The following is a 17,765-nucleotide window of genomic DNA, read 5'->3' on the forward strand; positions in this document are numbered from 1 at the left end:
TATTATTTATCAATAGGTAAATCTTCTAAGAGTATCAGGTATGTCCTCTTAGAACTCGTGCCGTAATGGTTGATACTATTCTTCTCAGGGTCATCGGTAAAACTTTGTAGCGTAATGAGCCCCGTAGGAAATTGTTGTGGGTACTTGTTCTTTATACCCCTCATTCCTTCGGGGATATCTCTCACCATCTGACTCGTTTTGGCAAAGACAATAAATATTTCAGGTAATTCATTGATATTCTTATGCCTCAACTGATGCGAAGAGAGCATAATCCCGCCCAAAGTAGTGATAAGATACTCACAATCCGTCAAATACACGTTCGAAGTTTCGATATCAGCAGTAAACAGTGGCGTGTGTTCTTCAAACATTGTTTTAATAGTGTGAGAAGCATTACTACTCATCTTCACATATACACCCAACTCTTTCAGTATATGCCGAAAAACCTCTTGCACCTGTATTTCGGTAGTGCAATAAATAAACTTTCCGCCATTTTTAGTAAAGTTCATCGCAAATTGCTCATCAGCAGGAAGCTGTTCATTTAACTTGCGTACTTCATCTTCACTTTTTATATCATTCCCTTTAAATAATCTTCTAAATAAATTCATTGACAATCCGTTTTTTACAATTGGCAATCTAACTAATACTTAATCTTCTTATCCATTGAAAATCAACAAAAGAAGTATTTTATTCCATTCATATCTGCCCAGCAGATAATACAATGAGCCCTATTTTTTTGCAAATATATACAAAATAAATGAATCTATATACTTTTTCTATAAAATTTGTCATTTGCTTTTATTTTCCTACCTTTGTGCCCTTACTGAATATATGATATTTATTTTTTTGCGTTTTTTTCGCCAAAAACGCAATTTTAACATTTTTTTCTCAATAAACTAAAAGCAGCTTTTTTCCGTTTGATATTCAGCTTAATACCCTCTTTCCTTCGCCTTAGCTTCGTCTTAGGTTCGTCTTACCTTCGTCTTAGGTTCGAGTAAAGTAGAGGTAAAGTAAAAGATAAGAGCTAAAAATATTCATTGATTATCAAACTTTTATATTTTTGAGGTAAAAAAACAGAACCTTATCTTTTTTTGAAGAATATTCGCGAAAAAGCAATTTTTAACATTTTTTTTGCAGTCAATATGGCTATTAATATTAGTATCATAGGAGGAGGCAATGTGGCTTATCACCTCACCAAAGCCCTCTATCAGCTCCCTGAGGTGCACCTTCAGCAGTTGTATAACCGTAGTGAATTTAGCCCTGAGTTTAATGATTTTCAGGTAGATAAAATTCACAGCCTTACCGACTTGCGCCCCACCGATATATGTATTATAGCCGTGAAAGACGAAGCTATTAGTGAAGTTTCAGCCTCTCTTCCTTTCGAAGGGCAATTGGTTGTGCACACCTCTGGCAATACCCCTATGGAGGTACTCTCACCCAAAAACCGACGTGGCGTGTTTTACCCCTTACAATCCTTTTCAAAAAGCACTCAGGTCGATTTTTCAAACATTCCTTTTTGTTTAGAGGCTGAACATACTGAGGATATGGAAAGACTTCTATACCCATTAGCCCAAAAGCTTTCTACAAAAGTGTATCCGCTCAGTAGTTACCAACGCAGTATAATGCACCTATCGGCTGTTTTCGTTAATAATTTCACCAATCATTTGGTGGCTATCAGTCAAAGAATATGCGAGGCACACGCCATTCCTTTTGAAATATTAGAACCTTTGCTAAAAAATACTTTCGAAAAACTCCAAACAATGCCCGCCCTCGAAGCACAAACAGGACCTGCACGACGTGGCGATACTCAAACTATTGCTAACCATTTAGCTTTGCTTGCAGGTTATGAACGAGAAATATACAATATAATTACAAAATCAATAATAAACACCTATGGAAAGAAAGAACTATAAAGAACGTTTAAAGAACATCACAACTTTTATTTTTGATGTTGATGGCGTATTTACCAATACTCAAGTGTTTGTAAATAACGACGGCGACCTATTGCGCAGTATGAATATGAAGGACGGATTTGCAGTAAAAACAGCTATCGCCAAAGGGTACACCATATGTATCATTACAGGAGGAGGTAACGTAGGCGTACAAAAACGCTTCGAAAACCTCGGTGTAAAAGATATCTTTATGCTCCGTCACCAAAAGCTCGAAACCTTTTTGAAATACCAAAAGGAAAAACATCTTAAAAGAGAACAAATACTTTATATGGGTGACGATATGCCCGATATCCCCCCAATGAAGCGAGCAGGATTGGCTATTTGCCCCGTAGATGCCGTGCCCGAAGTAAGAGCTGTATCCGATTACATTTCGCATCTTGAAGGCGGACAGGGAGCTGTGCGCGATATTATAGAACAAGTGCTTAAAGTGCGTGGCGATTGGACTTTTGAAGATAAATAATCCCACTTTACTTATTATATAAAGGGCTGTCTACCTTGCGGTAGACAGCCCTTATAATTAGATGATAGAATTAATATTTTCTTAATTCTATTTCTTTTTTAGCAATCGGCGAGCAGCTTCTGAGGCTGCTATCAATCCACCTGCCGACATAATAATATCTTTCAATACTAAACGTCCCGCTCCCGATAGATAAGGGAATCCATAAGCAGGCGTAGGCATATCTCCACCTAAGTTAGGCACATACACCTCAGGAGTCGTGATGAGGAAAGAGAGGGTAACTATACTCATACCGAAAGTAAGTAAGCCTCCTATCACCCCTATTTTAGGCGACCAAATACCAAGTAAAGTAAGGAATCCTATCAAACAAATAAAAGCTCCTAAACCATATGAGAACACATAAGTACCGTTCTCTTTATGCCATTCAATATTAGCTTTTACCATCTTCCCTTCAGGATTCTTGTGTAGCTTGTATTGGGCTACTTCTTTACCTTTGTTTGCTTCACCTGTCACGCCGTTCTCATCAATGGCAGTTTTGCCTGAATTGTTGTAAAAGAAACTCATAAACGGGCTATTCGTTACAAAGGGAACAATACCATCGGCTTCGTACTGGCACACTTTAAGTCCACCAATCCAAGCCATTACAATAAAGATAGCGACCCTGATAAAGTTTACAAAGCAACGTTCGCTATCGGCTAAAAATGATAATAATTTTTGCATAGTGATTTAATATTTAAAATTAACTTTTTATTTGCGGGGGCAAAGATACGGCATTATTTCGTATCTCGAATGGATAAAAAAGGTTATTTCATAGACTTTTCCGTTTTAGGCTGGGCAACGATAGAGATTCCCACCTTTTTTCGGAAGTGTTTGGGTGAGAGACCTACATTTTTCTTAAAAAACCTACTGAAATAAAACTCATCTTCAAAGTTGAGTTCAAAGGCTACTTCTTTAATGGATTTATAGGTGAGATGAAGCAGTTTTTTAGCTTCGAGCACTACACGTTCTTGTATGAGTTTATTGGGTGTTTTTCCTAAAAGTGTTTTTATTTTCTTGCTAAAACTATCGGGAGTAAGGCATAATGCTGATGCATAAAAGGACACGTTGCGTTCTGTAATAAAATGGTCTTCTAAGAGTTTTTGGAAGTCGTTAGCTAAATGATGTTCAGTTTTAAGAGAGGTATGCTCTAATAATAGGCTTTTTTCTTTACTTGCTAAAGCCAAAATAAGTTGCAAGTATGATTTGAGTACTGGTTCTGAATAAAGGGAAGGCGTTTTGCTTTCGTCTTCTATACGTTCAAAAAGGGTTATTATTTCAGCAAAACGTTTATCAGTAACCTTGATATGAGGATGCAAGAAGATAGCGTTAAATAGGAGTCCGTTACAGGCTACTTCTTTCTTATGGTACTCAATACAGTAGAAATCACCGTGGAATTCCAACAGTAGGTTATCATTCGCAGTACCTTCTACCCATTGAAAATATTGATAAGGTGATAGAAAAAGTAGTGTATTACCTTCATAGGAATAGGGCACCGTATCTACGGCAATAGTTCCTTCTCCTCGAAATATAAATACACAATAATTCTCCACACGTACAGGTGTGGAGAATTGTTGTAATGTAATATGTTTAACAGCTATATTCACTGTTTATTAAAACGCCTTAATACGGTACATCAACCCAATACTTACGCGATTGGTATCAGTAGTTACATTCGTAAGCTTGTTTTCACGACTTCTTCCTATATAAGCCAAGAAGAACCGCAAGTCTTGCTTTTCAAAAGGTAAGTATTCAACCCCTGCAAAATAACCTATACCTGTCATTTTATTATCAGTAAGGTCATTTTTAGCAGTTTCATATAAGCCTTGTGCAAAGATATTGAGTTGAGGAATAGGTTGATATTCTGCTTTTAGTACAAAACTGTTGTACTTAGCATCTTTTACAAGTACTGTGCTACTCATCGGAGTATATTTCAATCTATCCAATTGTTCATTAGCCATCATATAATCAAAGAAGACTTGGAACTTAGGCAAATTGAGCTTTGTACCCAACATCAACATCCAATTGTTATAGCCGTCGGCTTCACTTTGCAAACCTCCTCCCCAACGAGTTTGGATAAGATTGTCAAACAAGTTACCATTCCAATTAAAAATATAAGTAAGAGGTGCTTTGCTCGCATTGATAGTATTCGTAGCTGTTCCATAAAGTGTTTCAAAGCTATCATTGCGTACATCAGTAATCTGCAAATTGAACTCGTGGTTTTTATTAGGTGCATAGGTTATCATTGCTCCTAACATAAAGTTATCCATATTTTCAATGAAATCAGAGTATTCATAGATGTTCATTGGGTTTAGGTCAAACTCAAAACCTCCCCACGCTTGGCACATTTTACCTGCAGTGAGTGCCCATTTATCGTCTAAACGGAAACCTGCATAGAGCATATCGGTAGCTTTGGCGAGATTATCCAAAGAAGTTGCTGCATTTGATTTGTTCAAACGATGACGGAAGCGATAGAAAATACGGTCGGTAATATCACCTCGAACCTCCAATCGCAATTGGCGCGCTTTGAATTGAGCAGTCATATCTTGGTCTTTTACTTTTTCAAGATCAAAGCTCGATTGAAAGTTGAAGTACATATTAAACTTCTTATGAATAGGGTTTTCTTCTCCATCTTGTGACATAGGTAGAGGCGCAGGAGCAGTAGCTTTTAACTGGTCGATTTCTGCCCTCAATTGGTTGATTTGGTCTTGCAAATCTTGTTGTGCAGTGGCAACACCTCCTACCAGAAGGCTCATTGCCAATAATATTTTTTTCATAGTATAAATTAGTCGTTAATTGTTAGTCTTTAATCGTTAGCTAAGTACTAACGATTAAAGACTAAATCTTAATATTCATTAAAGTATTTTTGGATTTGTTTCCAATCCTTAGTTTTAGTGAGTGCCAACATCAGTAGTACGCGAGCTTTTTGTGGGTTGAGTGTTTGTGAAGCTACAAATTGATATTTAGCATCGTCTACTTCGGCATCGAGAGTTGTTGCTCCTGTAGGTACGCGTGAAGAACGCACAAACTGAATGCCTTGCTCTCTAGCTTTTACTGCCAAATCGAAAATAGTGTGATAGAGGTTACCATTACCTACTCCTGCGTGTACAATACCATCGAATTTAGCGTCCATAAAAGCTTTCATTGGTAATTCAGATACATTAGAATAACTGTATACGATACCTACTTTAGGCAATTGTTTCAAATTATCAACATTAAACACTGATTGATAAGTGTGTTTGTTTTCAGGAGTACGATTAAAGAATACCTTACCGTTGTGAATGTATGCCAATTTGCCATAGTTAGCACCTTGGAAAGTTTCGACAGCTGTAGTATTGGTTTTAATCACATCTTTAGCATCAAGTACAATATCGTTCATACAAACCATTACTCCACGTCCCATAGCATTTTTATCGGCAGCAGTTACTACTGCGTTATAGAGGTTTAGAGGACCATCGGCACTCATACCGGTAGCAGGACGCATTGCTCCTACCATTACCACAGGTTTTTTGCTGTGTACGGTAAGGTTGAGGAAGTAGGCGGTTTCTTCCATTGTATCGGTACCGTGAGTGATTACCACTCCGTCGTATCCTTCTTTGTTGAGCAATTGATTGATGCGTTTGGCAAGGGTGAGCCATACCTCATCGTTCATATCTTGTGAACCGATTTTCACAATCTGTTCACCACTTACATTGGCTACGTTCTTCACTTCAGGCACTGCCTCCAAGAGTTGATAAATACCGAGCTCACCAGCTTTATAGTTGGTTTCAGTATTCGATTTACTTACTCCAGCGATAGTCCCGCCAGTAGCTAAAATACGAATCTTTGGCTTTTGTTGCGCAAAGACTGCCACAGTCATCATTAAGAGCAATGAGAGGGCAATTTTTTTCATCAATGTCATCATATATAATTTTAGTTATTAGTTTTAAATGGAAAGTTAAGAATTAGAAATTAGATATTTCACATAAACATAATTATTAGGTAACCTACTGCAATGGCTACAATAGTAGCTACAAAACCAGGAATTTGGAACGAGTGGTTCAGCACGTACTTGCCTATGCGAGTGGTGCCTGTTCTATCGAAATTGATAGCAGCTACTACGGTAGGATAATTAGGGATAAAGAAATAGCCATTCACCGCAGGGAACATTGCTATCATTGCCATTGGGTGAATGCCTAAGGCAATCCCCAACGGATAAAGAGTTCGTACCGTAGCGGCTTGACTAAATAAAAGAACAGACATTACAAAAAGGGCTACTGCAAAGAGGAAAGGATATTGAGTAACTATTTGTTCGATGTGCATTTTGAAGAACTCAATATTGCCATTGAAAAAAGTATCTCCCATCCAAGCAATCCCAAAAATAGCTATCACGGCTTGCATACCTGCAATAAATACCGAGCCTTTTACTGCTTTGTTGATGTCTACTCGAGTAAAGATAATCATCAAGCCAGCGATAGACATCATTATAATTTCGATGAGTTGGGTCATTCCCATCTGTACTTTCTCACCTCCTACTTCAAAAGATGGACGCAAGGTATCAATAGAACCAAAAAGTACGATAGAGAGGACTCCTATAAGGAATATAATCACTGACGTTTTGGCTCTTTGCAGGTCTTTACCGGTCATTTGCGAAGCGGTATGACTTTCTTTTTCTAAAAGCCCTTCACGTAAACGGCGTTGGTATTCAGGGTCTTTTTCGAGAGGAACGCCCATAAAACTCACGGCTATGGCGCCTACAATTACCCCTATGAGCGTAGCGGGGATACACACCATCAGGATATTGCCCAGCGTAATACCTTTACTACCTAAGAGCTCAGCTGAAAGTAAAGCGGCTGTAGCTGCCGAAATAGGGCTGGCTGTAATAGCCTGTTGTGAAGCTATTACCGATATAGAAAGGGGACGCTCAGGGCGTACCTTGCTATCGGTCGCAATTTCGGAGATGATAGGTAAAAGCGAATAGGCAATGTGACCTGTACCTGAAAACAAAGTAAAAAAGTAGCAGACTACAGGTGCCAAGAAGGTAATCATAGCAGGATTTTTGCGTAGAATTTTTTCGGCTACCTTCACCAAATAATCTAAACCTCCCGCTGCTTGCAATGTAGCAGCCGCTGTAATAACTGCTACAATGATAAGCATTACATCGATAGGCGGATTACCAGGTTTGAGTCCGAAACAAAAGACCAGAATTCCTAAACCTATCATACCGAAGATACCGAGCCCAATACCTCCTACTCTGGCTCCTACAAAGATAGCGAGGAGCACGATTAATAATTCTATATATATCATATTCAATGAATAATTGACAATAACAATTAACAACTACTAATTTCGGGTCAAAGATACGAAAGTTTTTGAAAACAAAAAAGAAAAAAAGAATATTTTTTAAAATAAAAAGAACTTTTAAAGTTAGGAGATAACTTATACTTAGCTTATAGGAAGCTTATAGGAACCTTGAACGAATCTTGGAAGATTGTTATACAAAAGGTATATAAACACTTGATATACAATAGTTAAAAATAATATAATTTCTATAATTCAGTTAATTTCCATTTTTTGATTTTTTAAGATTTTTGTATATAACATTAAAAATTCTTTTCAATGTCGAACGGAGGACATTCGCAATTATTTGCTACCTTTGCCCTCAAAAATAACGTTATGGAATTTACCTACACTTTAGCGGATATCGATACTATTGCGAAAAAACTTCTTCCTCACTTACACTACAAAGTGGTGATTTTTAGAGGAGGAATGGGATTTGGCAAAACAACACTCATCAAAGCCTTGGTGCGTGCCTTAGGCAGTACCGACATTGTGAGCAGTCCTACTTTTAGCCTTGTGAACCCTTATGAAGGTGCTGATAGTCGTATTTACCACTTTGATTTCTACCGTATCAAAAATGAGGAAGAGGCTTTTGATATTGGTTTTGAAGAATACCTCTATTCGGGCGATTGGTGTTTTATTGAATGGGCGGAAAAGGTTGAAAAATACTTGCCTGATACTTATACCACAGTCGAATTGATACAAATAGATAAAAACTATAGAAAATTAGTAATTAGCAATTAGAAAATTGACAAATTGATAAAATGCTCGTGCAGCTCGCACCAAATTATGATTAAACACATTCTCAATTTTAAACGTCCTTCGGGGACATCAAGAGGGGTTCTTACCTCCAAAGAAACCTTCTTTTTAGTAATAGAACAAGAGGGCAAAAAAGGCATAGGAGAATGCAATCTCTTTCGTGGGCTTAGTGCCGATGATGTACCTGATTATGAAACCAAATTGCAATGGGTAGAACAACACTTACACTTGGGAGAAAAGGCTTTATTAGAAGAGCTCAAGACTTTTCCGTCTATACAATTTGGGGTGGAACAAGCATTTAGGTCGATAGCAGCTCCACAGTGGTACGAGCTCTTTCCTTCGAACTTTACGAAGGGAAAAGACGCTATACCTATCAATGGACTCATTTGGATGGGCTCTCCCGACTTTATGAAAGCGCAGATAAAAGAGAAACTCGCTCAGGGTTTTCGCTGTATCAAAATGAAGATAGGAGCGATTGACTTTGAAGAAGAATATCGCATTTTAAAAGCTTTGCGCAATGAGTTTTCGGCAAACGATATAGAAATACGGGTAGATGCTAATGGTGCGTTTCAAGCAACTGAGGCACTGAGGTATTTAGAACACTTGGCTACTTTGCAATTACACTCTATTGAGCAACCTATACGCGCAGGACAGTGGGAAGCGATGGCTGAACTGTGTGAGCAAACACCTCTGCCTATTGCCCTCGACGAGGAGCTGATAGGGATATTTACAAGGGAAGAAAAACAACGACTTCTGAGAGAGATACAACCGCAGTATATCATTTTAAAACCTTCGCTCATAGGAGGTTATAGTGGTTCTGAAGAATGGATAACTCTTGCCGAAACATTGGGTATAGGTTGGTGGGTAACATCGGCTTTGGAGAGCAACATAGGGCTTAATGCCATTGCACAATGGACGTACACACTTCGCAACCCAATGCCCCAAGGCTTAGGCACGGGAATGCTGTATACAAACAATATACCTTTTCCTTTGTATGTAGAAAACGGACATATAGGCTTTAATCCTTGTGAGCGCGTAACATTTCCCTTTTCATAAGCGGTCCGGGCAATCGTTCCACCGTAAAGCCACAAGCCTGCATTGCACGACGCACAGAGCCTTTGGCAGCATAGGTTACCAAATAGCCTCCTTGTTTGAGGGCAATGTACATTCGTTGGAAAATAGCTTCTTGCCACAATTCGGGTTGTACTTGCGCCCCAAAAGCATCGAAATAAATAAGGTCGAAAGTATCGGTATCGTTAATAGTTTCGAAACGTTGTAATCGCTTTTTGAAACTAAAAGAGGGTGATAGGGTAATGAGTTTGTTCCAGATACAGCGATGCATCTGCTCAAAAACGGGCACGAGTGCTGTAGCGTTGAGCATCTGTGGAAAGTTCATTTGCGAGGCTTCGTCACACGAAAGTGGGTAGGCTTCTACCGTTTCGTAATGAATGTTGAGTTGCAAGGATTCGTGCTCTTTGTAAGTAGCCAAAGCGTTAAGACCCGTACCAAATCCAATTTCTAAGATAGAGATGCTTTGATGGTCAAATAGTTGCAGTCCGTTCTTGATAAACACGTGCTGAGTTTCTTGAAGCGCACCGTGTACTGAGTGATAGGTCTCGTCTAACTGTGGAATATAAAGGCTGGTAGAGCCATCAGATGTTTTTATAAGTTCGTGAGTCATTATTCAGGTAAAAGATAAAAGATAACAAGTAATCGTTTAATAGTTAGTGCGTTGAAAAATATAGGTAAAGATTTTTGTATTTTACGCGACAAAGTTAAAAAATATTTTATACCTTTGACGAAAATTTAAGAATTAAAAACTAAAACAATATGAATTTAAAGATTGAAAAAGTAAAAGAAAGTCGTATTAACCAGATAGACTTTTCAAAACTGAGTTTTGGTAAAACTTTTGCCGACCATATGTTCATCTGCGAATACAAAGATGGACAGTGGCAAAACCCAACCATCAAACCTTATGCTCCTATTACCCTTGAGCCTTCAGCAAGCGTATTCCACTACGGACAAGCTGTTTTTGAGGGAATGAAAGCTTATAAGGACGACAACGGACACGTTTTTCTATTCCGTCCGCAAGAAAACTATAAACGTATCAACAAATCCTGCTCACGATTGGCAATGCCTGAGTTTCCTGAAGAATGGTTTGACCAAGCTCTCCGTACTCTTGTAGATATTGATAGTGAGTGGATAAAACCTGGATTTGGCAATGCTCTCTATTTGCGTCCGTTTATGATTGCTACTACTGCAGGCGTACAAGCGGCTCCTGCTAAAAACTACCTCTTTATGATTATTACTGCCCCTGTACAGGCTTACTACAAAGGCGATGTAAAAGTAAAAATAGCGGACTATTATAGCCGTGCTGCTAATGGTGGTTTTGGTTTTGCTAAAGCAGCAGGTAACTACGCAGGTCAGTTTTTCCCTACTCAGGAAGCTGCCAATGAAGGTTACCAACAAGTGATGTGGACAGATGATGCTACACACCAATTCTTAGAAGAAGCAGGTACAATGAATTTATGGTTCCGTTTTGGTGATACCCTTGTTACTTGCCCTACCAGTGAGCGTATTCTCGATGGGGTAACTCGTAAAAGTATCATTGCAGTAGCCAAAAAATTAGGTATCAAAACCGAAATTCGTCCAGTGAAAGTAACCGAACTTATTGAAGCTGCTGAAAAAGGTGAATTGAAAGAAGCATTTGGTTGTGGAACGGCAGCTGTGATTAGCCCTATATCTGGATTTGGCTACAAAGGCAAAGATTACAGCGTAAATCGTCCTGCAGAATTGTACACCGATAAAATTAAACAAGCTATACTTAACATTCAGTATAACAAGGCTGAAGACCCCTTCGGCTGGAGAGTGCAAGTAAAGTAAGAAGAAAATAATTTGTGAAAAAAAGTTGTGAAAAAGTTTGCAGGTTTCAAAAAAGGTCGTACCTTTGCACCCGTAAAACAAGAACAACAATGGCCTCGTGGCGCAACTGAATAGCGCATCTGATTACGGCTCAGAAGGTTACAGGTTTGAATCCTGTCGAGGTCACGAAAAAAGCTCCAACAAAGTTGGAGCTTTTTTTATCTTAATGAACGTCGTATAAGGAAAATAAATATACACAATTTAAATCTTAAAACAAAGTAGTGGCATAATAAACTTTTCCAAGAACTTAAAGTTCTTGGAAAAGTTTATTTTTATAATGATGTAAATACTTAAAAACTTCCTTCTTAAAACCTAATCTTATTTCTTATAGAGCTCCAAGTATTCCCGTACGATTTCAAAGTCATCAAAATGGTGTCTAACGCCTTTAATTTCTTGGTAAGTTTCGTGTCCCTTACCGGCGATGAGAATTATGTCTCCCTTTTTGGCATTCTTGCAAACGGATTGTATTGCCTGACGACGGTCGGTGATGGTTTGTACTTTGTGAAAGTATTGTGGCTGTACCCCTTGTTCCATTTCGGAAAGAATCGTCTCAGGTTCTTCGTTGCGCGGGTTGTCGGAAGTGAGGATTACATTATCGCTGAGGGTTGTAGCTATATCAGCCATTATAGGGCGTTTGCCTTTGTCGCGATTGCCACCACAGCCCACTACGGTAGTGAGAGTCTCGTTGTGAGTGCGTATATCGTTGATGGTTTTCAGAACGTTTTCAAGGGCATCGGGGGTATGAGCATAATCCACTATGGTAATGACTCCCGTAGCCGATACTGCATACTGAAAACGTCCTGCCACAGGTTCTATGACACTGATAAGCGTAAGTGCATCAATTTCATCAATACCCAGTAGAGTGGCAGTAGCATATACTGCCAAAAGGTTATAGGCATTGAACTCACCTATGAGTTTTGTCCATACCTCGTGTTGATTGATACGCAACAGCAATCCGTCAAATCTACTCTCGATGATATATGCCTTATAATCTGCGTGAGTTTTAAGCGCGTATGTTTTCTTTTGAGCTTTGGTATTTTGTAGCATAAAAGCCCCATTCTTATCATCGTTGTTTACTAAAGCAAAAGCAGTAGAGGGTAACGCATCAAAGAAGCGCTTTTTCACATCGCGATAGGCAGCAAAGGTTTTGTGATAGTCGAGGTGGTCGCGGGTGAGGTTAGTGAAAATACCTCCTGCAAACTGTAGTCCTTCGGTGCGATGCTGGTCGATGCCGTGAGAGCTCACTTCCATAAAGCAGTATTTCACCGCTTGTTCTACCATTAAGTGCAGGTAATGATTCAGTTGAAGAGGGTCGGGGGTGGTGTGAGTTGCTTCAAAGCGCTGGTCGTCTACGTATACCGCCACTGTGGAGAGTAACCCCGCTTTTTGTCCTGCTTTTCTAAACAATTGGTAGAGTAACGTTGCAATGGTAGTCTTTCCGTTAGTACCTGTTACGCCTACTAAGGTAAGTTTTTCGGAAGGATTGCCATAGAAGTTAGCTGCAATCAAGGCTAAAGCACTATGACTATTGGGAACTACTATATAGCTCACATCAGGCAAGGGCTGTTGAGGTAATTGCTCACATACAATGGCGTTAGCGCCACTGCGTATAGCTTGGTCTATGTATTCGTGTCCGTTAGATTGCGTACCCGTGATGGCAACAAACATACTTCCCTTTTCGACCTTGCGAGAGTCGAAGCAAACGGAGGTAATATCTTTATCTTCCACATAAAGAGAAGTTTTTATAATGATGTTTTTAAGTAATGTTTTTAAGTTCATAATGTTAATTAGTAATTAACCGATTTTTCTATTTGTCAGTGTCATTTTACAAAGGCGAATGTTCAAAAACTTTCTTAGGAGAAGTAACCATTTCATCGAGGCGTTTTGCTATCTTTCCCCATTGGTATTTCTTTTCAGTGAGTTGAATAGGGACATCAAAATAAATATCATTATGAAACAAAAGAGCTTTTCGGTATATTTGCAGATTTTTATTAGGAAATTTATAAGCTACAAACGAGAGCATCTCATCAAATGAAAATCGCATCGACAAATAGGCTATATCAATAAAATCTTTCAACCGCGTACCATTATCGGCAATAGCTAAGAGTTTCATTGCAATAATATCCTGCAAATTGAATAGCCTTATACCTCCTATGTTTTGTATCTGTTCGCACAAAGGAGTATTAAAAGTAATAAAGTCTATTTTAACTCCTTCTATACTTCCTTTTAGAGTACTGCGAGCCTTATTGTCAGTAAGAAAGTTATATTGCTGAGATAGATAAAACTCTAATTCAGTATTATCAAAATCTTCTAACGAAAACAAATCTAAATCAATACTAGTGCGATGTCCTAAATACAGGGCTATAGCAGTACCTCCAGCTAAATAGAATTTATTCAGCTTTTCATCTTTCATCAAGATTTTCAGGAGTTCAAAAGTTGCTCCCGGTACTGTCTGTTCTTGTAACATTGTAAATCGTTTAAATCTATTTGAAATGCCTTTGAAACGAAATTCATATCCCTTTCGTTTAGGTAAGGCACTTGTTTTACTATTTCTATAAACGCTTCCAAGCCCCCATACAATTGCATAGCGGCATAAAAATCGTTGTCCCACCCCCTTTCTACAATGCGTTGTACGACTATTACTTTACCTTTCTCCCAATCAAAGGTAGAGAGGTCGTAGTCCCAAAGTAAAGTAGGAGAAACTTTTAAAGGGTCTTTATCTTTCCAATCATCAAAAAGCATTATTTTTTAGTTATTAGTTTAAATCGGATAATACAGACCAGTAGGACTGGTTGGAGTTTGTAGGGTACAAATGTACAATAGAATGCAAGGTGTAAAATTAGTATATTAGCACGTTGGCTAATTCTCTAATTTGCCACATTGTAACACTACTACTATATTGCGGGGCACTTTAGTACCTTTGGCAATTGATTGTGCGCTTACTTTACCTTCACCAGAGAATTTCACTCGTAAGCCCATATTCTCCAAGAGAGCAACAGCGTCCATTACGTTCATACCACTAAGATCAGGCATTATGGTTTTGTACTTAGCAGCTTTGGCGTAGTAATCTTCGTAGTTTGTTGTGGTACTGGCTGATATTTTATCTACGTTTTCTACCGTATCCATCAACAGCGAATTGGTATAGATTTTATGAGCAATACTCTTAAATACGGGACCTGATACATCGGCTCCATAGAAACCTACACTCTTATCGGGTTCGTGAATTACCACTATACAAGAGTATTTCGGGTTATCGACAGGAAAGAAGCCTGCAAATGAAGATATATAGCTAAGCTTACTCTTATCGGCGCTAGCATAGTTCTTACGGGCTGTTCCTGTTTTACCTGCCATTGAGAAATCGGGAGAATGGAGGCGATGTCCTGAACCGTAGGAACGTTCTACTACATTAGCCAATAGTCCCTTGGCACGGTCAGCAGTTTGTTTAGAACATATTTTATCATTGATAATCTCTACATTAAACTTCTCTACTGTTTTATTCCATTCCTTTACTTCTTTTATCATTCGAGGTTTGACCATTACTCCTCCGTTGGCAATTGCATTATAGAAAGCCAAGCTTTGCAAAGGAGTAAGTTTTACGGAATAACCTATTGCCATTGACTCAAGCGTTACCCCACTCCATATTTTGTCGCGAGGTGTAGGAATATAGGGAATCCCTTCACCTAAAATAGGTAAGCCTAAGGGTTGATTTAGGTTCATTTGAATGAGCTTGGTAGTAAAATCAGAAGGAGATTTTGAAAAGAGGCTATGCACGAGTTCAGTCATTCCGACATTAGAAGAGACCGAAAAAGCTTTGTTGAGACTTATATTTCCTGTAAACCTATGTTGAGAGTCTTGAAAAGTCTTATCGTAATACTGTTGTTTTCCCTCCTTGATATCTACTACATAAGTCGTATCGATATTGCGGGCTTCCATAGCGGCTACTACCGTCATTAGTTTGAAGACTGAACCAGGTTCGTGTGCTTCACCAATAGCAAAGTTATAACGCTCAGAATACGTATCGTTTCTAGTATTCAGCTCTAAGTTAGAAATAGCTTTTATCTCACCTGTATTCACCTCCATTACTATCACACATCCGTGCTGAGCCTTGTATTTTTTAAGTTGTGTAAGCAAAGCGTGGTGAGCGATATCTTGGATATTGATATTGATGGTAGACACTACATCGTAGCCGTCCTTAGGTTCGATGATATTAAAACCACTAGCAAGTTTCCACTGTCCTTGTGCTATTTTTTGTTCTACGCGTCGACCTTTGGTTCCTAACAAATAGCTGGCATAAGCACCTTCCAAACCTACACGGGTAGTATAGCCTGTTTCATCAGTACGGGCATAACCGATACTGCGGTGTGCAATCCCTCCTAATGGATATTCGCGTTTTATATTGCGCTCGACGATAATACCGCCTTTATAAGGACCTTTATTGAAGAGGGGGAATTTCTTGATTCGGGAGTACTCGCTATAACCCAGATTAGTGGCTACGAGCATATAGCGATTCTTTAAGCTACGTTCTTTTTTAAAGAGATTTAAGTAATAGCTATTGGGCTTTCCAAACATACGCGAAAGCGAATCGCTGAGGGGTTTTACATACCTATTGAAATTAGCTCTGGAAGGTGCAATACCGTCCCAACGGATATCATACCGAGTTACCGAAGTGGCAAGCAAACTACCATCATCAGAATACAAATTACCTTGACTGGGGATAATATCAGCTTCTCGCAAGGTAGTTTCGTCTACTTTGGCGCGATACTCATCACCGTCAATTTGTATTTTTATGAGCTTTACCGCAATGACACCTATCATCAGTAGCATCATAATGGCTACCAAATAAGTGCGCGATGTTATCTTTTTATCGTTTTTTTCCAATGCTTCTTTCTACTTGTATTATCTATTATCTCAAAGATTACTCTTCTACAATTGCCTTTATCTTTTGTGGTGGTTTTTCGGGTTGTTTGAGTCCTTTGCTTTCTAATTGTTCTAAAAGCGAAGACTCCAAACGCACTTTCTGCAAACGCGAACGCACATCGACGAATTCACTCTTGAGCTCATTTACTTCGTCGTTGAGCTTAGCTATTTGGTGTACTTTGCGGTCTACCATATGTGAGCTGGCTATCATTATAACTCCCAAAGCAAAAAGGAAGCTTATGAAAAACCAATTTCGGGTAGCTTCTTTACCTTCTACCAAAAATTTTCCTCGCAATATATTCTTTATTTCATCAGTGGCTTTTCCCATTTTTTTTCAGTTATGAGTTTAATCGTTCGGCGATACGGAGTTTGGCACTACGGGCACGGCTGTTTTGTGCTATTTCAGTATCATCAGGAGTGATGAGACCGCCTACTTTTTTAAAGGGTACTGACACATTGCCATACCAATCTTTCTCAGGAGCTCCTTCTAACTGTCCGTCTCGAATGAAGCGTTTTACACAGCGGTCTTCGAGTGAATGATAGCTGATAAGGCTGATACGCCCTTGTGGCTTGACTACGGCAGGGAGTTGTAGCAAAAATGATTCCAAAGCTTCTATTTCGGCATTTACCTCTATACGAATGGCTTGATAGATTTGTGCTAACACTTTGTTCTCTTTAAATTTAGGCAAAAGAGCTTTTACTGCCTCTTGTAATTCACTGCCTAAGCGTATTGGTTTCTGCTCTCGGTAACTGATTATGGCACGAGCTATCGCTTTGGCATTTTTCAGTTCGCCATATTGAAAAAAGATATGAGTGAGTTCTATCTCGCCATACTCATTGACGACTTCTTGGGCTGAAAGAGGAGCTTGCTGGTTCATACGCATATCGAGTGTACCTTCAAAACGAGTAGAGAAACCACGCTCAGCTACATCGAACTGGTGAGAGGAAACCCCAAAATCACCCAAAACCCCATCTACTTGTGTTACTCCATAAAAGCGCAAATACTGACGCAGATACTTAAAGTTTTGCTGAATAAGAGTAAAACGTTCATCATCGATGGTATTATTAAGGGCGTCGGCATCTTGGTCGAACGCATAGAGGCGTCCGTTTTTACCGAGGTGCTTTAAGATTTCGCGCGAATGCCCTCCCCCACCAAAGGTAACGTCGACATAAGTGCCATTATCTTTGATATTCAGTCCCTCAATGCTTTGCGTTAAGAGTACAGGAGTATGATAGGGGGTGTTATTGTTCATTTACTTGCTACGTGATATAATAGAGTGCAAAGGTACGAATTTAATACTCAACCACCAAATTTAAATTAATGGTGAATGATTAGTGGTTAATGGTTAATGATTAGTGGTTAATGGTTAATGATTAGTGGTTAATGGTTAATGATTAGTGGTTAA

Annotated in this window: 18 protein-coding genes and 1 tRNA gene; 6 read left to right on the forward strand and 13 right to left on the reverse strand. The window is 38.9% G+C overall.

From position 1 onward, the window contains the following. Nucleotides 1-2: 2 nt before the first annotated feature. Entirely contained in the window at nucleotides 3-605 is a 603-nt protein-coding gene (locus tag ACSQ7D_RS01385) for an LUD domain-containing protein (RefSeq protein WP_002671206.1), read from the reverse strand. 534 nt (nucleotides 606-1,139) lie between these two features. Between ACSQ7D_RS01385 and ACSQ7D_RS01390 the strand changes: the two genes are divergently transcribed. Together ACSQ7D_RS01390 and ACSQ7D_RS01395 are read left to right on the forward strand one after the other, a co-directional pair. Further along, nucleotides 1,140-1,910, forward strand: a complete 771-nt coding sequence (locus ACSQ7D_RS01390; RefSeq protein ID WP_437135096.1) for a Rossmann-like and DUF2520 domain-containing protein — start codon at nucleotides 1,140-1,142, stop codon at nucleotides 1,908-1,910. Then, entirely contained in the window at nucleotides 1,891-2,409 is a 519-nt protein-coding gene (locus ACSQ7D_RS01395) for a KdsC family phosphatase (protein WP_002671200.1), read from the forward strand. The genes ACSQ7D_RS01390 and ACSQ7D_RS01395 overlap by 20 nt, the downstream gene beginning before the upstream one ends. A gap of 87 nt (nucleotides 2,410-2,496) precedes the next feature. On the opposite strand, the gene ACSQ7D_RS01400 is transcribed toward ACSQ7D_RS01395, so the two are convergent. From ACSQ7D_RS01400 to ACSQ7D_RS01420, 5 genes are all read right to left on the reverse strand, one after another. Beyond that, nucleotides 2,497-3,126: a DUF417 family protein gene (locus tag ACSQ7D_RS01400; protein WP_278590274.1), complete on the reverse strand. Its 630-nt coding sequence runs from the start codon at nucleotides 3,124-3,126 to the stop codon at nucleotides 2,497-2,499. Nucleotides 3,127-3,209: 83 nt separating this feature from the next. After that, entirely contained in the window at nucleotides 3,210-4,049 is an 840-nt protein-coding gene (locus ACSQ7D_RS01405; protein WP_437135097.1) for a helix-turn-helix domain-containing protein, read from the reverse strand. Nucleotides 4,050-4,055: 6 nt separating this feature from the next. Beyond that, entirely contained in the window at nucleotides 4,056-5,219 is a 1,164-nt protein-coding gene (locus ACSQ7D_RS01410; RefSeq protein ID WP_437135098.1) for a porin, read from the reverse strand. 68 nt (nucleotides 5,220-5,287) lie between these two features. After that, nucleotides 5,288-6,346 (reverse strand): L-asparaginase 2, encoded by a 1,059-nt coding sequence (ansB, locus tag ACSQ7D_RS01415; RefSeq protein ID WP_009410063.1) that lies wholly within the window; start codon nucleotides 6,344-6,346, stop codon nucleotides 5,288-5,290. A gap of 56 nt (nucleotides 6,347-6,402) precedes the next feature. Beyond that, complete coding sequence (locus ACSQ7D_RS01420; protein ID WP_437135100.1) at nucleotides 6,403-7,728, reverse strand: anaerobic C4-dicarboxylate transporter family protein; 1,326 nt, start codon at nucleotides 7,726-7,728, stop codon at nucleotides 6,403-6,405. Nucleotides 7,729-8,040: 312 nt separating this feature from the next. Between ACSQ7D_RS01420 and tsaE the strand changes: the two genes are divergently transcribed. Continuing rightward, nucleotides 8,041-8,505 (forward strand): tRNA (adenosine(37)-N6)-threonylcarbamoyltransferase complex ATPase subunit type 1 TsaE, encoded by a 465-nt coding sequence (gene tsaE / locus ACSQ7D_RS01425; RefSeq protein WP_437135101.1) that lies wholly within the window; start codon nucleotides 8,041-8,043, stop codon nucleotides 8,503-8,505. Nucleotides 8,506-8,550: 45 nt separating this feature from the next. Then, complete coding sequence (locus ACSQ7D_RS01430; RefSeq protein WP_437135102.1) at nucleotides 8,551-9,576, forward strand: o-succinylbenzoate synthase; 1,026 nt, start codon at nucleotides 8,551-8,553, stop codon at nucleotides 9,574-9,576. Here the strand turns inward: ACSQ7D_RS01430 and mnmD are convergent. Further along, nucleotides 9,539-10,201 carry a tRNA (5-methylaminomethyl-2-thiouridine)(34)-methyltransferase MnmD gene (gene mnmD / locus ACSQ7D_RS01435; RefSeq protein WP_437135103.1) on the reverse strand — a complete coding sequence of 221 codons (663 nt, stop codon included), beginning with the start codon at nucleotides 10,199-10,201 and terminating at the stop codon, nucleotides 9,539-9,541. The two genes, ACSQ7D_RS01430 and mnmD, sit on opposite strands and share 38 nt — an antisense overlap. A gap of 149 nt (nucleotides 10,202-10,350) precedes the next feature. On the opposite strand from mnmD, the gene ACSQ7D_RS01440 reads away from it, so the two are divergent. Both ACSQ7D_RS01440 and ACSQ7D_RS01445 read left to right on the forward strand, forming a co-directional pair. Beyond that, nucleotides 10,351-11,403 carry a branched-chain amino acid aminotransferase gene (locus tag ACSQ7D_RS01440; RefSeq protein ID WP_437135104.1) on the forward strand — a complete coding sequence of 351 codons (1,053 nt, stop codon included), beginning with the start codon at nucleotides 10,351-10,353 and terminating at the stop codon, nucleotides 11,401-11,403. A gap of 91 nt (nucleotides 11,404-11,494) precedes the next feature. After that, nucleotides 11,495-11,568, forward strand: a tRNA-Arg gene (locus ACSQ7D_RS01445). A 192-nt stretch (nucleotides 11,569-11,760) separates the two neighbouring features. Here ACSQ7D_RS01445 and ACSQ7D_RS01450 read toward each other — a convergent pair. The 6 genes from ACSQ7D_RS01450 to rsmH form a co-directional block, all read right to left on the reverse strand. Beyond that, on the reverse strand, nucleotides 11,761-13,221 hold the full coding sequence (locus ACSQ7D_RS01450; RefSeq protein ID WP_437135105.1) for a UDP-N-acetylmuramoyl-L-alanyl-D-glutamate--2,6-diaminopimelate ligase: 1,461 nt from the start codon (nucleotides 13,219-13,221) through the stop codon (nucleotides 11,761-11,763). A gap of 46 nt (nucleotides 13,222-13,267) precedes the next feature. Next, nucleotides 13,268-13,909, reverse strand: a complete 642-nt coding sequence (locus ACSQ7D_RS01455) for a nucleotidyl transferase AbiEii/AbiGii toxin family protein (RefSeq protein ID WP_437135106.1) — start codon at nucleotides 13,907-13,909, stop codon at nucleotides 13,268-13,270. Then, nucleotides 13,864-14,184 carry a DUF6922 domain-containing protein gene (locus ACSQ7D_RS01460; RefSeq protein WP_082150244.1) on the reverse strand — a complete coding sequence of 107 codons (321 nt, stop codon included), beginning with the start codon at nucleotides 14,182-14,184 and terminating at the stop codon, nucleotides 13,864-13,866. Before ACSQ7D_RS01460 ends, ACSQ7D_RS01455 begins: the two co-directional genes overlap by 46 nt. 117 nt (nucleotides 14,185-14,301) lie before the next feature. Next, nucleotides 14,302-16,269 carry a penicillin-binding protein gene (locus tag ACSQ7D_RS01465; RefSeq protein WP_437135175.1) on the reverse strand — a complete coding sequence of 656 codons (1,968 nt, stop codon included), beginning with the start codon at nucleotides 16,267-16,269 and terminating at the stop codon, nucleotides 14,302-14,304. An 88-nt stretch (nucleotides 16,270-16,357) separates the two neighbouring features. Then, the gene (locus tag ACSQ7D_RS01470) at nucleotides 16,358-16,687 is read right to left on the reverse strand and encodes an FtsL-like putative cell division protein (RefSeq protein ID WP_002671172.1); all 330 of its coding nucleotides are present in this window, start codon (nucleotides 16,685-16,687) and stop codon (nucleotides 16,358-16,360) included. Nucleotides 16,688-16,697: 10 nt separating this feature from the next. After that, nucleotides 16,698-17,612, reverse strand: a complete 915-nt coding sequence (rsmH, locus tag ACSQ7D_RS01475) for a 16S rRNA (cytosine(1402)-N(4))-methyltransferase RsmH (protein WP_009417475.1) — start codon at nucleotides 17,610-17,612, stop codon at nucleotides 16,698-16,700. Nucleotides 17,613-17,765 lie beyond the last annotated feature (153 nt).

It is taken from the genome of Capnocytophaga sp. G1920 (assembly GCF_051417515.1).